This window comes from Vibrio sp. G-C-1, from assembly GCF_021728015.1.
In the GTDB taxonomy this organism is placed as follows: Bacteria; Pseudomonadota; Gammaproteobacteria; order Enterobacterales; family Vibrionaceae; genus Vibrio; species Vibrio splendidus.
Genome location: NZ_JAKKCR010000004.1, coordinates 192,370 through 208,535, shown reverse-complemented (window position 1 = coordinate 208,535; position 16,166 = coordinate 192,370). Strand labels below are relative to the sequence as shown.

Sequence of the window (16,166 nt, the reverse complement as noted above, 5' to 3'; positions counted from 1 at the left end):
GAACGTTATAAATACAACAAAGCCACTCAGGTGAATCACTTGAGTGGCTTTTTAGTGTTCTAGGTTATCCGAAACTAAATCGGATTAGGCATTAAGCGAGACCTTGATCTCTGGCCATCTGTTTCGCGATCTTCGGTGCGTGCCATAAACACGGTAACAAGATAAACGATACAGGAACGGCTGTGATCACAATGAACGACTGTAGGGCAGAGATACCGCCAGAACCCATTGAGATAAGCGCGATAGCTACTGCACCCATGATGATACCCCAGAAGGTACGTACGGCTGCGTTTGGCTCTGTAGTGCCTGTCATTACCACACTGATGGTGTAAGTCATCGAGTCACCTGTTGTCACGATGAACGTGGTCGTAAGGATAAGGAACAGAATCGCAATCAAAGTAGGGAACGGCAGTTGAGCGGTAATTGCCAGTAGCACAGCAGGAAGGTTAAAGCCTTCGAACGCGCTAGAAATTACGCCTGGGTTCTCTAATTCAAACGCTAGACCACTACCACCAACGATGCTGAACCAAAAACATGTTACTAGCGGTGCAACGATGCTGATAGAAACGATCATTTGGCGAATCGTACGGCCACGTGAGATACGAGCAATAAAGATCGCCATCATCGGACCATAGCCTAAGAACCAACCCCAGAAGAATACCGTCCAGCCACCTAGCCACGCTGTATCTTGGCGGTACAGTGCCATTGGGATGAAGTTATCCACCATTTCGCCCATACCTTGTAGGTAGCCATCAATGATGAAGCTCGTTGGGCCTACTAGCAGAATGTAGCCGATTAGGCACACTGATAAGATGATGTTGTAACGGCTAACCAGTTGGATACCTTTGTTCACGCCACTCAATGCAGACAGTGTGTACATTGCGATAGCGAAAACGATAACCACACTTTGAGTTGCAAAGCTGTCGGAAATACCAAACAGTTCACTCAACGCGTAGCTGATTTGCAGTCCAAGGAAACCGATAGGGCCGATAGTACCTGCGGCTACAGCGACGATGCTGCACGCGTCGACTACGTTACCAATCCAGCTGTTGATTGCTTTGTCGCCAAGTACTGGGTAAAGCAGCGTGCGTGGCTTAAGAGGAAGACCTTTGTCGTAATGCAGGTGCATTAACACGATGGAAGACAAACCACCTAAGATTGCCCAGGCAAGGAAGCCCCAGTGCATGAAAGATTGTGATAGGGCGTTGAACGCCATCGCTTGAGGATCAGCGTTGCCATAAAGTGGCGGAGCTGAAACAAAGTGAGCAATAGGCTCTGCGGCTGCCCAGAACACACCACCGCCGGCTAGCAGCGTACATAGGACGATAGACATCCATTTAAAGGTGGTCATTTCAGGGAGAGCAAGCGTTCCTAAACGAACGTGGCCTGTGCGTCCTAGTGCAAGCACTAAGCCGATAATGAAATTGAGTAGTAGTAGGACTTGCCAGAAAGCACCGAACCACTTAGTTGAGTAACTAAAGCCGATGTTTACAAGTTCGGACAACACGGAGGTGTTGGTGAAAGCAAGGACGACAAAGAGGGTTAAAAAACTCCCACTAAGCCAAAATACTGGGTTTCCGAGTTCCAGTTTTTCACCCAAAGATTGAGCTTTATTGAAATCGATAGAAGTAGCTTCTGCGTTGATGTTTTCGTTGGCGACTTGCGTCAAGTTGGACATTATTTCTTCGCTATATTTGGCTCTTTCAAGCCTATGTATTTCTCCCACACTTGCATAGAAGTGTGAGGTTCGTCAAAAAAGCCGCAGATACTAACACATTTGTTATCAAAAGGTGGGCGAATTCCAAAAAGAAAGCCAAATCGACTGTAAATCTCTACTTTTTGGTTAGTTTTGATACGAATTTTTTCTCAACGCTGAGTCACATTTCTGATTTTTGAGACATTATTTTTTAGCTTTCCGAAATAAATTAATATTAGTTGTTGGTGCAAAATAAGTGTCGACTCATTGCATGCTATAAACAAATTAATGCGAGTCATTTTATAAATAGAGAATATTTTAGGTGTTAAGTTTGCGTTGTTACCTACAGTTGTTTTGCGAAGAGATTTAAGTGGTGAGTAAAGCCCCATTTAAATTAAACATCTTGAAACAACAACTTAAGGGATAGCTAACATGCACCTAAACCAAGGAAGAGTAGCCAAGAAGGTTTTTACACTAAGTACTCTCACCGCGTCATGCTTAATGGCGTTCAATAGCTATGCGGCTGTGGATTGCTCAACGTTTGAAACGTGGGACTCTGCCACTGTATATACCGGTGGTGATCAGGTTTCACATGACGGCAGCGCGTACTCAGCAAACTACTGGAATCAAAATAACAACCCAAGCCAATTTGAAGGCGATTACGCACAATGGAAGAAAGTCGATGTGTGTAGTGGTAATGGCGGTGGTGGTACACCAAACGAAGCACCAACGGCTTCATTAACAACGCCTACAGCATCAGATGTGATTGTTGAAGGCGACAATGTCGTATTAAGCGCAACAGCACTGGACGCTGATGGTAGTGTTGCTTCCGTAGAATTCTTTGTTGATGGTTCTTCGGTCGCGGTTGTTACAGCGGCGCCATTTGAAGCAACGTGGGCTGCAACGTCGGGTAATCATCAGGTTTCTGTTGTCGCGACAGACAACGAAGGTGCGGCAAGCCTTGCTAGTGAAGTTTCAGTGGTTGTTGATTCAGCTCTGCCAGGAAATGAAGCACCGACAGTTTCGGTTGCGCTTTCAGCAGCTTCGGTCGATGTTGGTGGTGTAGTAACGCTTACCGCAACAGCAGCAGACAGCGATGGCACGGTTAATAAGGTAGATTTCTATGTGGCAGGCGCTCTTATTGGCACAGCTGCAACTAGCCCTTACACGCTTGATTACACAACCACTCAAGCGGGTTCTTTAGGGGTTTACGCAAAAGCGACTGACAATCAAGGGGCAACGACAGATTCAGCGCTGGCTTCTTTGACGGTGAATGGCGCACCCACGGTGAGTACTTGTCGACCTGATGGCTTATATCAAACTCAAGGTGTCGATGTTCCTTACTGTACGATTTACGATGATGAAGGTCGTGAGAAAATGGGCGCGGATCACCCACGTCGTGTCATTGGTTACTTCACAAGTTGGCGTGCAGGGGACGACCCACAAGCTGCTTACCTAGTAAATGACATCCCTTGGGAACAACTTACACACATTAACTACGCTTTCGTGAGCATTGGCTCAGATGGCAAAGTAAACGTGGGTGATGTGAATGATCCGAACAACGCAGCGGTTGGTAAAGAGTGGCCGGGCGTTGAAGTTGATCCTACCTTAGGCTTCAAAGGTCACTTCGGTGCATTAGCGACCGCTAAGAAAAAACACGATGTTAAGACTTTAATCTCAATCGGTGGTTGGGCTGAAACCGGTGGTCATTTCGCGACAGACGGTAGCCGAGTAGCTGATGGTGGTTTCTACACAATGACGACCAACGCCGACGGTTCTATTAACCATCAAGGCATCGAAACATTCGCCACTTCAGCGGTTGAAATGCTTCGTAAGTACCAGTTCGATGGTCTAGATATTGATTATGAATACCCAACCTCTATGGCGGGTGCTGGTAATCCGTACGACAAAGACTTCATGGAGCCGCGTCGCCAATACCTGTGGGCTTCGTACCAAGTCTTGATGAAAGTGCTTCGTGAGAAGCTTGATGCGGCGTCTGCGCAAGATGGCAATCATTACATGTTAACGATCGCGGCGCCTTCTTCTGGTTACCTGTTGCGCGGTATGGAAACGTTCGATGTGACTAAGTACCTCGATTACGTAAACATCATGTCTTACGACCTTCACGGTGCGTGGAATGATCACGTAGGTCATAACGCAGCCTTGTTTGATACGGGTAAAGATTCAGAGTTAGCACAGTGGAACGTTTACGGCACCGCGGCTTACGGTGGTATCGGTTATCTGAACACGGATTGGGCTTACCATTACTTCCGTGGTTCTATGCCAGCAGGTCGTATTAATATCGGTGTGCCTTACTACACTCGTGGTTGGCAAGGTGTAACCGGAGGCGAAAATGGTCTTTGGGGCCGAGCTGCACTTCCAAACCAAGCTGAATGTTCAGCAGGTACGGGGGAAGGTGAGAAGAATAACTGTGGCCATGGTGCAATTGGTATCGACAACATGTGGCACGATACCGATCCAAAAGGTAACGAAATGGGCGCGGGTTCTAACCCAATGTGGCACGCGAAGAACCTAGAGAAAGGCATTTGGGGTTCTTATGCAGAGGCTTACAAGCTGGATCCTGTGAATGATCCTTCAGATGTTCTAACGGGCACTTACACGAGAAACTACGACAGCGTGGCGGTTGCACCTTGGTTGTGGAACGCAGAGAAGGGCGTATTCCTTTCAACGGAAGATAAAGATTCTATCAACGTGAAAGCAGACTACGTTATCGACAAAGAGATCGGCGGTATCATGTTCTGGGAACTAGCAGGGGATTACAACTGTTATGTACTCGATGCAAGTGGCAACCGAACGTCTATCGATACGACCGAACAAGCGTGTAACAGCGGTAACGGTGAGTTCCACATGGGTAATACAATGACGAAAGCTATCTACGATAAGTTTAAGTCTGCGACCCCATACGGAAACAAGGTAGCGACTGGCGCTATCCCGACAGAAGCGTTAGATATTATGGTTTCAGTTGGTGGCTTCAAAGTCGGTGACCAAAACTACCCAATTAACCCTAAGATCACGTTTACAAACAACACAGGCCAAGCACTTCCGGGTGGTACCGAGTTCCAATTCGATATCCCAGTGTCAGCACCTGATAACGCAAAAGATCAATCGGGTGGTGGTTTAACGGTGATTGCTTCGGGTCATACTCGTGCTGATAACATTGGTGGATTAGATGGAACCATGCACCGAGTGGCGTTTACTTTGCCTACATGGGAAGAGCTTCCAGCTGGTGGCGTGTATGAGCTAGATATGGTGTATTACTTGCCAATCTCAGGCCCTGCTAACTATGCAGTAAGCGTGAACGGTATCGATTATGCCTTTAGCTTTGAGCAACCAGACCTACCATTAGGTGATATCAGTTCAGGTGGCGGTAACCCTGGCGATGGCGGCACAAACCCAGGTACATGCGATACAGCCGGTTTAGCGGTTTACCCAGACTTACCTCAGAAAGATTGGGCGGGTAACCCAAGCCATGCAAACACTGGCGACCAAGTGGTTCATAACGGTAGTATTTACCAAGCGAACTGGTGGACAAGTTCTGAACCGGGTAGTGATGGTAGCTGGACTCAGGTTTGTTCTTAATTTAATGCTAACTAATCCATTTATAGACAATAGATCGCAGTAATAGCCAGTAAATACGAATGCTTTTAAGTCTATTTATCAGGGTTTTAGTGTAATTTAAGTCATCAACTTCAACGTAAAATTAAAACGCCGAACTGAATCCAGTTCGGCGTTTTTGCTTTAAGTCACAGATTGCGTATAGAAACCCTTAAAAATATCGACACTCGTTCAGTAAAAAATAAAACCATGATATAAAACAGCCTGTATATAAGAGAAGTCACAGCGTTACCTAAAATTATAAATCTATGGGGTAATCTTGAAAGTCAGACGTAAATACATTCTTAGTTTTTCTATTGCGCTCGCCATTGTGTCGATGATTCTTTCGGCCTTTCAATTTAACCGAACTGAAAGGTCACTGTTGGAATCAAACCAGCTATTTTTTCGAACGATTGTGAATGCGAGTTACGATATTGTCGACACAACAGTTAATGAGGCGATAAAGACATATCTTAAAGGAATTACGGATACCGTTGCGTCTCATGTATGGCATACCACACCAGAACAAGAAGTTGAACAGGTAAGCCAAATTGCCCGTGAATTGCACATTGGACAATCCGGTTATATCTATTTGATGTCACCACAAGGCGTCCATCTCTATCATCCATTCTTGCAAGGTAAGAAGCGCGGGCATCTTACTCATATCCAAAAACAGCTCACTATTGACTCTGGTATGATCGAGTACTTTCACGCTAATCCTCATGAGATAAGCCGCAGAGCTAAAGTCGCTTATTCGATGAGGCTACCGAGTGGCAATACTTTGGTCGCGACGACCTATAAAGAAGAATTGATGTATTTGGTCGATCTTGAAGGCTTAAAAGATAAGCTGAGAAAGTACGCGTTCGGTGATAGCGGATATGTGTACATTATTGATCTTCAGGGTAACTTAGTGCTTCATCCTGATTATGAACACAAGTCATTGAAAGCCTTGATAGGCTACTCGTCCGAACTGCTCATTGATCGAATCGCAACCCAGCCAGAAGGTCACTTTAGCTATTCAATTTCCAGTGACAATGGTACGACCAACAAAAACGTCTTTTATAAGTTTTACCCCTATCTGAATTGGGTCATTTCCGCCGGTATTTTAGAGCAGGAGCTCAATAGAAATCATAGTTTGCTGTTCATTAGTTTGATGGCTTTGGTCGTGAGTCTATTGAGCATTATCATCGTGTTGGTGCTTTACCTGCGGCATCGTCATCTCAAAATCTTGGATGTTGCGAGCCTCGATTACCTCACTGGTCTTCCTAGCCGGCGAAGTTTTATCGAGCAGTTAAAGCTGAAAATTGCTCAAAGGTCGCCTTATCCGCTAACAAATGTCGGTGTCATTTTGCTTGATATTGACCATTTCAAACGAGTGAACGATCAATATGGTCATGCTCAAGGCGATAGAGTTATCTGTGAGGTCGCAAAATCGCTAAAGAGATTTGTTAATCGTCGTCGCTTGATTGCACGCTATGGCGGTGAAGAGTTTATTTTGGTGACGTTTGATTGTGATGAGCGTGAGTTATTCGAATTGTCTGAGGAACTCAGACGAAGTGTAGAGCAACTGCAAGGTTTGGTGTCACCTGTCACAATCAGTGCTGGCTGTTGTCACGATCGAGCGCTCACTGATATTGAAACAGCGATCGATAAAGCTGACAAAGCGCTTTATCAAGCAAAAGAGAGAGGACGTAACAACACTCAGACGTATCAAAAGAACGAATATCGCGTTGCTTATATGTGATCAGTTGAAAGAATCGATATCTTCAAGGTTGGAAGATTGGAAATCATGCTCTTGAGAACGACAAACACAAAAAAGCCCAAATAGATCGCTCTATTTGGGCTTTTTCAGAAATATTTGAAATGCTAATCGCTAATTTAAGCTTTCGCTGCTTTCATCGCTTCCGTTTTTTTTTCCTTTTGCATTTTTGCAAGGAAGTAGATGTTTACACAAGCGATGAAACCGTTGGTCGCGACCACTGGCCATGCGTCAATCATAACGCCGTATGCTGTAAAGAGAGTACAGCCAATAAAGTTAAGGACACGCAGACGAACGATATCTTTCATTGTTAATGAAATTGCGACCATAATAGATGCCGCGTAACCTAAAATTTCAACCATATTGAATTCCATTGTTTGACCCTCTTAAATTTGCCGATACTTTGTCGGTACCAATTCTTCTCTTCATGAGATGATTGAGGAAGCTCCGTGCCTCGAATGGTCTGGTTATGTTTAACGAGGTAGACTATACCAACTCTGTTTTTCGATTAAACCCCCAAAACGGGCAGAAGTGAAGGTTAGCGATTACGCAAACGTTTAATGACCTTTCTATTAACATAATTACTATTTATGTTGGGAGGTTAATTGATATTTATTCTTATATAGGTAAGGAAGCCGCGAATGATAAAACGATCCATTTGTGCAACAAAAGGCATAAAAAAAGCAGCGTTATTGGCTTTGATAGCGATTGGACTGACAGCATGTACCACACAAGAAATGCCGCCAACGCACAATTATGGTGTGGTCACCAGTGGTGATTTTGAGTTCATGGAACACGGAGTGACGACGTACTCGTGGCACCCTGAATCAGAGCAGATTTACCTTTCTCAAAAATACGATGAGACCGTAGTAACCGATCTAGTGCGTGATGCGATTGAAGATCAACTCGCTACGAAAGGTTATCAACTGAATCAAAATGGTGCAGTTGGTGATGTTGTTGTCGGTTTTGGATTGGCCGAAGAATCAGAGTTAAATGATGACTCGATTTTCGATGCGATTAAGCTTTCAACAGGGGTGCCATTTTATGATGGTGACGGAAAGGTCGCCGAGAAAGGATCGCTGTACATTGCTTTTTTCGTACCTAACTCTCAGGTCGTACAATGGCAAGCATTAGCACAGTCTGGCATTCAACCTGATTTAGAGCCAAGCGAGAGCAAACAGCGTATTACTGGCTTTGTTGAAATGTTATTTAGACGCATGCCTGAGCGATAGAATTAGACGTTGGATGCATTCGTTGAGTCAATATTAGTTGTTGGAAATATGGTCAGATCGCAGATTATACTTTTTTATTTGTAACGAATGGTACAAATACGTAAAGCAACGTAAAGTTCGCGCTTCTTTTGCTAGCATTTGTCTATACTGCTCAAAACGTTAACTTAGGTTTGATTCAATGAAACTGTTTTCCAAATACTCTCTCCCTCTATTAAGTATATTCATTGTAAGTAACGCAGCGATGGTAAGTAATGCAGCTATCGCAGCACCTTCTATAGTACCAAGCCCACCTAGCCTAGGCGCAAAAGGGTATGTGTTAATTGATTTTAATTCTGGTGATGTGCTGGTAGAAAAAAACGCACACACTAAGTTAAACCCAGCGAGTTTGACTAAACTAATGACCAGCTATGTGGCTGGGCAAGAGATGAAGCGAGGCAACATCTCTGCTGACGATCAGGTACGAATCAGCGAGAACGCGTGGGCGAAGAACTTCCCTGACTCTTCAAAAATGTTCATCGAAGTGAACACCGATGTAGCAATGATGGACCTTTACCGCGGCTTGATTATTCAATCAGGTAACGATGCGAGTGTTGCGATTGCGGAACACGTTGCGGGCTCACAAGATGCATTTGTGGATCTTATGAACTCTTGGGCTACGTCTCTGAAATTAGAAAACACTCATTTTGCTAACGCGCATGGCTTAGACGCTGACGATCTCTATTCGACTCCTTATGATATCGCGCTGCTCGGTCGTGCCATTATTCGTGATTTACCGGATGTTTATGGCTTATACAGCGAACGTTCGTTCAGTTACAACGGCATCACACAACACAACCGTAATGGCTTGTTGCGTGATAGAAGTTTAACCGTTGATGGCATGAAAACGGGCTACACCTCTGGCGCTGGCTACAGTTTAGCGAGTTCGGCGACACAAGGTGAGATGAGACTTATCGCGGTTGTTATGGGCGCATCAAGCGTTAAGAGCCGTGAGTCAGACAGCAAACAGTTGTTGAGCTATGGCTTCCGCTTCTTCGATACTCTAAACCCACATCAAGGTGGAGATGAAGTCGCTGAAGAAAAGGTATGGTTTGGTGCTAAAGATACATTGAAGCTGGGTGTTGCAGAAGACACGTTTATCACACTGCCTAAGTCAGACAGTAAAAAGTTAACGGCATCGATTGAACTTGATTCTGAGTTGAAGGCACCGATTGCAGAAGGTCAAACATTAGGTGTGGTTCATTACACAGTCGATGGTGAAGATGTGCAAACTCAGCCATTGATTGCGCTAGAGGCTGTTGAACAAGGTGGAATATTCAAACGTCTGATGGATTACGTTAAGTTGTTTTTCGCGAGCCTATTCTAAATAGGGTCGTTATTCAGCTAAAACGAGAAAACTTAATGGGCGTTGTGAGCAAATCACAACGCCCATTGTTATTTCTACATCCATGAAAACACCGTCATCTACTTTCTTTATTAGCCGTAGCGGACGGTTTCGATTACTATACGCAAAATTTAGCAGTGTAGTCACTTATGACCATAGAGATAAAGAACGTAACCGAACCTGAAGTAACTTGTGCCAATTGTCAGGCATGCTGTTGTCGTTTAGAGGTTATGATCATCACAGATACCGGCGTTCCTGAAGAGCATATTGCTTATGACGAGTGGGGCGGCGAAACCATGCTGAGATTAGATGACGGTTGGTGCTCTGCGGTAGATAGAGAAACACTGATGTGTACTATTTACGAAAACCGACCATGGATCTGCCGTGAGTTCGAAATGGGCTCGTACGAATGTGTGGAACAACGCACTGATGTTATGGGTTAGGCGTCTGCAACATTGAAGTTAGTAACGAAAGTACGCTACCGGCCTGTGATAAGCACATAAAAAAATTAAACTTCAGGGTTCTATATCTCAAGCAGATTTAGAACCCTGATGCGTTTAATGAGATAAAAAGTTTAATGAAACAATAACTTAAGTGGAATAAGAGCTTTAACGAGAAAAAGTTTTAATGGGACAAAAACTTTATCGCGGTAATAGTTTCATCGTGGTAATCGTTTTATCGCGCTAATAGTTTTAGCACGATAAGAACAGCTTAAAACTCAGAAGGCACTTCAAATTCCATCCATTCACCGGTTGTTGGGTGAATCAACTTTAGGTAACCCGCGTGTAGGTGCAAGCGTTCGCGTTTGTATCCGTATAAGTCGTCACCACGAATCGGTACACCAAGGCCTAATGGATGAGCACAATGCACACGCAGCTGATGGGTACGGCCTGTTTTCGGATACAGATGAACCTTGGTTTTACCATTGCTGGTACCAATCGCTTCCCAATGAGTTTCAGCGTTACGTCCATGTTCATGGCAAACCAGTTGTCTTGGTCTGTCTGTGATGTCACCGCGCAAAGGCAAGCTGATATCGCCAGATTTACCGTCGATTTGACCATCTAACAGAGCTGTGTATCGTTTCTCGACGGTTCTATCAATGAATTGCTTCTGAATGTGCTTGTTTGACTCCGCCGTCAGCGCCAAGATCAACAAGCCTGACGTCGACATGTCTAATCTATGGATGATCAAAGGCCCTGTCGCATTCGGGTAATGCGCTTTAATGCGTGTATAAACCGAGTCTTCGATAAACTTACCAGGAACCGACAAGAACTCCTCGGGTTTATTCACCACCACGATCTCGTCGTCTTCATAAACAATATCAAAAGACTTACCAACCGCAGGGTTCACGATAAGGGGGTTATCTTCTAGCTCGATGCCGTTTAGCTGGTGGTCGAGGATCTCAAAGCTTTTACTCTGACAAACCGGGTAGAGGTTTCCGTGTTGGCGAATGACAGCTGTTGGAGGTAATCCCCACCAAAACTCAGACAAAGCTAATGGCTTAAACCCGTGTTCAAAAGCAAAGTTAAGCAGCTTGGGCAGGCAACAGTCGCCAGAGCCTTCAAGAGCGTCTTTGCCATCTAACAATTCAAGTAGGCTCTTTGATTCGAGAGCTTGATTGATAAAGCGATAGTGAGAGAGACGTTGAGTTTCCAACTGTTCTGAAATGGCTTGGTGGTCTTGCTTACGGTTTTTCAGTTCGCTTTCGATCAAATCAACTTGTGATTGGCGTTCTGCGATCTTTTGTTTCCATTCGATACGAAGCGCTTTTAGGTCGCGTTTCTCTTGGCTACTTTGATTGCCCAGTTGTTTGAGCAAATTCGCCGCTGACTCTAGATTCCCCAATGCCTTTTCTTGATTGGCTTGCTCTCTGAGTTCGCTACGTTGAGCTTTATTCGCGGTCATCGCCAACTGAAAGGCGTCGATAGCCTGTGCTGATTCAACTGTTAACTCTTCAAGCTCAGTCACTAATACGTCTAGGTTGTGCGATTGTTGTAGCTTCTTAATGTCATCCGCTAGTTGTGATTGGCGAGCGAGGTTTGCACTATTGTGAGATTGAAACTGTTCTGAATCGAAGGCTGGTGGAACAAAGTTAATGTTGTTTAACTGAGAGGTCAAAGACGGATCTAACTGCAAACCTGAAAATGCAGAAAGGTAGCCTAGCTCTTGAGTTATTGGATCCTGAACAAGAAGCACGGCATAGAGGTTGCCTTGCGATGTTTCATTCACACCACAGTCGATGAGTGACTGTTGAAGCTGCAGCATAGCTAATTCACACGTAGGGTGCGAGGTATAGTAATACGGAAACGTAAACCGAGTGGGTAGCGATAAATCTTGGTTCCCTGATTGGTTTAAAGCGTGCAGTGGTGTGTATTGAGCAAGGTTTGCTGACATGAAGATCAAACTCTATGGCTGTTCAGTTAGAGTTCGGTATTGTTGTCGAAATGAAGGCAAATGAGAAGCCAAAGCGAAAGATAAATCGGCTTTGGCTTCATTTAGTTGCTTGTGCTTATCCTAAGCGCGTCCAAGCTTGATTGAAACTCGATCAGTTCGAGTGTTCTAGCTCTACTTGCTCTGCTTTTTGGTAAGCAGGGTGGTCAGCCAAAAGCTTACCGTATTTAGCAATGTTAGGGTAAAGCGCAGTTGCACCAAAGTTACCAACGATTTCTACGATGAACGACATCATAAAGTCGGCACCTGTTAGTGTGTCTGCAACTAAGTAGGTTTTACCTTCAAGTGCATTATTCACGTAAGTTAAGATCTTTTGGTTTTCATCGTCAGCGTAGCCGCCAAGGAAATTAGTCTCGCAACCGTCTTTCATCACAAAGATTTTAAGCAGCATCGGCAAAATACCTGAACTCTCAGCAAAATGTAGCCACTGTGAATATTCTACGTAGTCAGCTGTGCCGCGTGTTGGTGCGAACTTACCCTGACCGTATTTGTCGATTAGGTATTCCGTGATAGCGCCTGATTCAGTGATCACGATGCCATCGTCTTCAATGACAGGAGATTTACCCAATGGGTGAACGGACTTAAGCTCTGGTGGCGCAAGAAAAGTGACACTGTCTCGTTGGTATGGCTTGATCTGGTAATCTACCCCAAGCTCTTCCAACAGCCAGATGATGCGCTTTGAGCGTGATTTATTCAGGTGATGCAAAGTAATCATGATTCTACCTAGTTAACTAACGGGTTCAGTTTTTGAATTTATTTAGCTTCGTTTGTTTTGATAACAAGCTTACCGAAGTTTTGGCCTTCTAATAGACCCATGAATGCTTGTGGCGCTTCGTCTAGACCTTCAATTAAGTGCTCACGATAGTGCATCTTGCCTTGAGACAACCATTCTGTCATTTGAACAGAAAACTCGTTATAACGGTGCGCGTAGTCATCAAAGATAATGAAGCCTTGCATCTTAATACGCTTGACCAGCAGCGTACCCATAAGGCTAGACATGCGATCCGGGCCTTCAGGCAGTGATGTCGCATTGTATTGAGAGATAAGGCCACATACAGGAATACGAGCACCGGTGTTAAGCAATGGCATTACGGCATCGAAAACCTTGCCGCCAACGTTTTCAAAATAAACGTCGATGCCGTTGTCACATGCTTTAGCCAGTTGCTCCGCGAAGTCGTCAGCTTTGTGGTCGATACATTCGTCAAAGCCAAGCACGTCTTTCGCGTACTGACACTTCTCTTGACCACCAGCAACGCCGATAACACGACAGCCTTTTAGTTTGCCGATTTGTCCAACGGTTGCGCCTACTGCACCTGTTGCCGCCGCAACGACTAGCGTGTCGCCTTGTTTAGGTTGGCCGATATCAAGCAAACCCATGTAAGCTGTAAAGCCAGGCATACCCATGATGCCCAGTGCGTAAGAAGGGTGTGTTGGCTCTTTACCTAGTTTGATTAAGCCTTCACCGTTAGACACACCAAGATCTTGCCAACCTGTGTAAGCCAGTACCCATTCGCCAACTTCGTAATCAGCGTGGTTTGATTCTTCAACCTGACATACGGTTGCACCAACCATCACTTCATCAATCGCAACTGGGTCTGCGTAAGATTTAGCATCGCTCATACGACCACGCATGTATGGGTCTAGAGAAAGATAAACTGAGCGAAGTAACATCTCGCCGTCTTTAATTGTTGGTGCGGCTACTGACTCTAAACGGAAGTTATCTTGAGTCGGTGCGCCAATTGGGCGAGAAGCCAATACGATGCGGCGATTGTCTTGTTGAGTCATTGGATATCCTTAATTTTATATTATGTTCATTATGAATTAGACCAGTCGTCTAGTCTTGTTATCTAAAAATCCCGCCGTCATCAAATTGATAAGAGGGCGGGTTATCTGTCGTTAATAAAGACTAAACACAGTACGTGGTTAGTTTTTACCTTTTAAAATCTGTTGGGTTAGGTTTAAAGCTGATTCTAAGCTGCTTGAGCTCTGGCTTAGTTTGCTCAACAAACTTGCGCCCAACCACATAGAATATAGATTTTGAGCGGTTTCTTGGCTGTCTTCAACTTTAATGGAGCCATCTTCAATACCACCAGCAACACAGTGTTGTATCGTAGAGGTCACTTTTTCAGCCCCTTTTAGTAAGGCTTGACGCATAGGATCAGAAAGATCAGAAACTTCGGCGCTGAGCTTAACTACTAAGCATTTATGAGCGTTACAGGTACCGTTTTCAATCTGTGACCATCGAGTGAAATAACTGATAATTCTCTGGTAATGGTTGCCTTCACCATGAACCAAAATAGTTTCAACTCTGTTGATGTAGGTCTCAAAATAGTGCTGGATCAGAGCCTCGCCAAATTGCTCTTTCGATTTAAAGTAGTGGTAAAACGACCCTTTCGGCACGTCCGCTTCTTTAAGCAATTGCGATAAGCCAACGCCGTTAAAGCCGTTGTTCACTATTAATTGGTAGCCAACATCTAAAACATGCAGGCGTGTGTCATTCGTTTTTTCGTTCATGGGCAGTACTATAAATTAAATTAGACCAGTCGTCTAGTGACCGGTTTTTGACGGTATATTCAGTCGTTGCAAAAGTGGCTTCAACTATTCAAACGCTCACATATAAAAAAGCCCCAACATAGCTCGTATGTTGGGGCTTATATCAGTCACTATCGGTTATTTGATAGAGATTAACTCAACATCAAAAATCAGAGTTGATGATGGTGGGATAGGGCCTGAACCGCCTTTACCGTAAGCCAATTGGCTCGGGATAAACAGGCGAACTTTTTGGCCTTCAACCATGTAAGTCAAACCTTCTTGCCAGCCTTTGATTACTTGCTTAAGAGCAAATGAGATTGGCTCGCCGCGCTCAACAGAGCTGTCGAAAACAGTGCCGTCGATAAGTGTACCGTGGTAGTGAACCGTTACTTTGCTGTTCTTAGTTGGGTGCTCTGTGCCTGTACCTTCTTCAAGAACTAGGTATTGAAGACCGCTTTCAGTCGTAACAACCCCTTCTTTAGCGCCGTTTTCGACAAGGAACTGTTGGCCTTGCTCGATATTTTCTTCGCCAGATTTATGATTCATCCAAGTGCGGTAGATCATGAAGCCAGCCAAAATAAAGACAATGACCGGGATGATAAATTTAGACATAGTAAAACCTATTTATAGTTAATGCTGTATTTCATAGTTAATGCATAGTTTGACAGTTAATGCAGAATTTCGCAGTTAATACAGAATGTGTTAATCAATTGGCTAAAGCCGTGATTAGGGTTGAGTCAAAAGGTAGTTGATCGTTTTTGCGATGCCAGCAAGGTCTTGGTGACCGGCTGTGAGTACTTGGTATTTACCATTGATGATGAAGGTAGGTACTGAGCTGATTTGACCTTTTACTGAGATCTCTTGTGCTTTCGTAACGTAATCAAACAAAGCGACTTGCTGTTCTTTATTCAGTTGGTATGGACTAAACAAATCACGAGAAGTAAATGCTGCCTCTAGTGCTTGTTGACGCTGTTCTGGCGTTGCATCTGCACCCATTTGAACGGCACCAAATAGGTCGTCCATGAACGCGTGGTCAGGCGTTGCGTCAAGTTGCATCACGGCTGTGTAGTAAATCATTGCACTGATTTCAGCGCTTTCGTTGAACGTTACGTGCATCTTGCCAATAGTTTGATCAGTTAGTGATTCAATTTCTGGAATTGCACTTTCCATTTGACGGCAGTGACCACAGTTTAAAGAGAAGATTTCAGTGATCGGAGACAGGTTAAATTCAGTTAGAGCAGTAGGAAGTACTTCGTATTGAGCGCCTTTCTGTGGCTCGTTTGCTTCACTACAGCCCGCAATAACAAGTACGGCAGCGAGTGCTGTGATGAATTTAGTAAATGGTTTAAACATAATGTTTGCTCTAGCGTTGAGAAGTCGTGAGATTCTAACTATTTAGTACGAATTGGAAAACAATTATAAGGTAAATAAATGCAAACAGTTCGAACTAGCGGGTGATGACAGGCTAGTTGACGGTTAACTGTGATCAAAAGCACTTTT

The 16,166-nt window shown here is 44.4% G+C and carries 13 protein-coding genes; 5 read left to right on the top strand and 8 right to left on the bottom strand.

Annotated features, from left to right (window positions below):
• Positions 1 to 91 precede the first annotated feature (91 nt).
• Positions 92 to 1,678: a BCCT family transporter gene (locus L3V36_RS08260; RefSeq protein WP_004731433.1), complete on the bottom strand. Its 1,587-nt coding sequence runs from the start codon at positions 1,676 to 1,678 to the stop codon at positions 92 to 94.
• A 450-nt stretch (positions 1,679 to 2,128) separates the two neighbouring features.
• Between L3V36_RS08260 and L3V36_RS08255 the strand changes: the two genes are divergently transcribed.
• Together L3V36_RS08255 and L3V36_RS08250 are read left to right on the top strand one after the other, a co-directional pair.
• A complete protein-coding gene (locus tag L3V36_RS08255) occupies positions 2,129 to 5,296 on the top strand; it encodes a glycosyl hydrolase family 18 protein (RefSeq protein ID WP_208775316.1) in 3,168 nt (1,055 codons plus the stop codon).
• Positions 5,297 to 5,591: 295 nt separating this feature from the next.
• Positions 5,592 to 7,055 carry a sensor domain-containing diguanylate cyclase gene (locus tag L3V36_RS08250; protein WP_208775325.1) on the top strand — a complete coding sequence of 488 codons (1,464 nt, stop codon included), beginning with the start codon at positions 5,592 to 5,594 and terminating at the stop codon, positions 7,053 to 7,055.
• Positions 7,056 to 7,189: 134 nt separating this feature from the next.
• On the opposite strand, the gene L3V36_RS08245 is transcribed toward L3V36_RS08250, so the two are convergent.
• Positions 7,190 to 7,444 carry a YgjV family protein gene (locus L3V36_RS08245; RefSeq protein ID WP_010430226.1) on the bottom strand — a complete coding sequence of 85 codons (255 nt, stop codon included), beginning with the start codon at positions 7,442 to 7,444 and terminating at the stop codon, positions 7,190 to 7,192.
• A gap of 267 nt (positions 7,445 to 7,711) precedes the next feature.
• On the opposite strand from L3V36_RS08245, the gene L3V36_RS08240 reads away from it, so the two are divergent.
• The 3 genes from L3V36_RS08240 to L3V36_RS08230 all read left to right on the top strand — a co-directional run bounded on the left by L3V36_RS08240 (position 7,712) and on the right by L3V36_RS08230 (position 10,126).
• Positions 7,712 to 8,302, top strand: a complete 591-nt coding sequence (locus tag L3V36_RS08240) for a DUF4136 domain-containing protein (protein ID WP_017081524.1) — start codon at positions 7,712 to 7,714, stop codon at positions 8,300 to 8,302.
• Positions 8,303 to 8,480: 178 nt separating this feature from the next.
• Positions 8,481 to 9,665, top strand: coding sequence for a D-alanyl-D-alanine carboxypeptidase family protein (locus tag L3V36_RS08235; protein ID WP_017088884.1), 1,185 nt, complete (start codon positions 8,481 to 8,483; stop codon positions 9,663 to 9,665).
• A 167-nt stretch (positions 9,666 to 9,832) separates the two neighbouring features.
• The gene (locus L3V36_RS08230) at positions 9,833 to 10,126 is read left to right on the top strand and encodes a YkgJ family cysteine cluster protein (RefSeq protein WP_017076090.1); all 294 of its coding nucleotides are present in this window, start codon (positions 9,833 to 9,835) and stop codon (positions 10,124 to 10,126) included.
• Between the two features lie 268 nt (positions 10,127 to 10,394).
• On the opposite strand, the gene L3V36_RS08225 is transcribed toward L3V36_RS08230, so the two are convergent.
• The 6 genes from L3V36_RS08225 to L3V36_RS08200 all read right to left on the bottom strand — a co-directional run bounded on the left by L3V36_RS08225 (position 10,395) and on the right by L3V36_RS08200 (position 16,019).
• Positions 10,395 to 12,077: an RluA family pseudouridine synthase gene (locus tag L3V36_RS08225; RefSeq protein ID WP_208775327.1), complete on the bottom strand. Its 1,683-nt coding sequence runs from the start codon at positions 12,075 to 12,077 to the stop codon at positions 10,395 to 10,397.
• Between the two features lie 151 nt (positions 12,078 to 12,228).
• On the bottom strand, positions 12,229 to 12,849 hold the full coding sequence (locus tag L3V36_RS08220) for a glutathione S-transferase (protein WP_004731417.1): 621 nt from the start codon (positions 12,847 to 12,849) through the stop codon (positions 12,229 to 12,231).
• 38 nt (positions 12,850 to 12,887) lie between these two features.
• Positions 12,888 to 13,919 (bottom strand): NADP-dependent oxidoreductase, encoded by a 1,032-nt coding sequence (locus L3V36_RS08215; RefSeq protein WP_208775328.1) that lies wholly within the window; start codon positions 13,917 to 13,919, stop codon positions 12,888 to 12,890.
• A gap of 138 nt (positions 13,920 to 14,057) precedes the next feature.
• Positions 14,058 to 14,648 carry a TetR/AcrR family transcriptional regulator gene (locus L3V36_RS08210; protein WP_102503684.1) on the bottom strand — a complete coding sequence of 197 codons (591 nt, stop codon included), beginning with the start codon at positions 14,646 to 14,648 and terminating at the stop codon, positions 14,058 to 14,060.
• A gap of 156 nt (positions 14,649 to 14,804) precedes the next feature.
• On the bottom strand, positions 14,805 to 15,278 hold the full coding sequence (locus L3V36_RS08205) for an FKBP-type peptidyl-prolyl cis-trans isomerase (protein WP_004731366.1): 474 nt from the start codon (positions 15,276 to 15,278) through the stop codon (positions 14,805 to 14,807).
• A 114-nt stretch (positions 15,279 to 15,392) separates the two neighbouring features.
• On the bottom strand, positions 15,393 to 16,019 hold the full coding sequence (locus L3V36_RS08200) for a thioredoxin domain-containing protein (protein ID WP_102503683.1): 627 nt from the start codon (positions 16,017 to 16,019) through the stop codon (positions 15,393 to 15,395).
• Positions 16,020 to 16,166 lie beyond the last annotated feature (147 nt).

What these genes read in the sequence shown, in the direction of transcription:
- L3V36_RS08260 (WP_004731433.1), bottom strand. Translation starts at nt 1,678, where the DNA reads ATGTCCAACTTGACGCAAGTCGCCAACGAAAACATCAACGCAGAAGCT.
- L3V36_RS08255 (WP_208775316.1), top strand. Translation starts at nt 2,129, where the DNA reads ATGCACCTAAACCAAGGAAGAGTAGCCAAGAAGGTTTTTACACTAAGT.
- L3V36_RS08245 (WP_010430226.1), bottom strand. Translation starts at nt 7,444, where the DNA reads ATGGAATTCAATATGGTTGAAATTTTAGGTTACGCGGCATCTATTATG.
- L3V36_RS08240 (WP_017081524.1), top strand. Translation starts at nt 7,712, where the DNA reads ATGATAAAACGATCCATTTGTGCAACAAAAGGCATAAAAAAAGCAGCG.
- L3V36_RS08235 (WP_017088884.1), top strand. Translation starts at nt 8,481, where the DNA reads ATGAAACTGTTTTCCAAATACTCTCTCCCTCTATTAAGTATATTCATT.
- L3V36_RS08230 (WP_017076090.1), top strand. Translation starts at nt 9,833, where the DNA reads ATGACCATAGAGATAAAGAACGTAACCGAACCTGAAGTAACTTGTGCC.
- L3V36_RS08225 (WP_208775327.1), bottom strand. Translation starts at nt 12,077, where the DNA reads ATGTCAGCAAACCTTGCTCAATACACACCACTGCACGCTTTAAACCAA.
- L3V36_RS08220 (WP_004731417.1), bottom strand. Translation starts at nt 12,849, where the DNA reads ATGATTACTTTGCATCACCTGAATAAATCACGCTCAAAGCGCATCATC.
- L3V36_RS08215 (WP_208775328.1), bottom strand. Translation starts at nt 13,919, where the DNA reads ATGACTCAACAAGACAATCGCCGCATCGTATTGGCTTCTCGCCCAATT.
- L3V36_RS08210 (WP_102503684.1), bottom strand. Translation starts at nt 14,648, where the DNA reads ATGAACGAAAAAACGAATGACACACGCCTGCATGTTTTAGATGTTGGC.
- L3V36_RS08205 (WP_004731366.1), bottom strand. Translation starts at nt 15,278, where the DNA reads ATGTCTAAATTTATCATCCCGGTCATTGTCTTTATTTTGGCTGGCTTC.
- L3V36_RS08200 (WP_102503683.1), bottom strand. Translation starts at nt 16,019, where the DNA reads ATGTTTAAACCATTTACTAAATTCATCACAGCACTCGCTGCCGTACTT.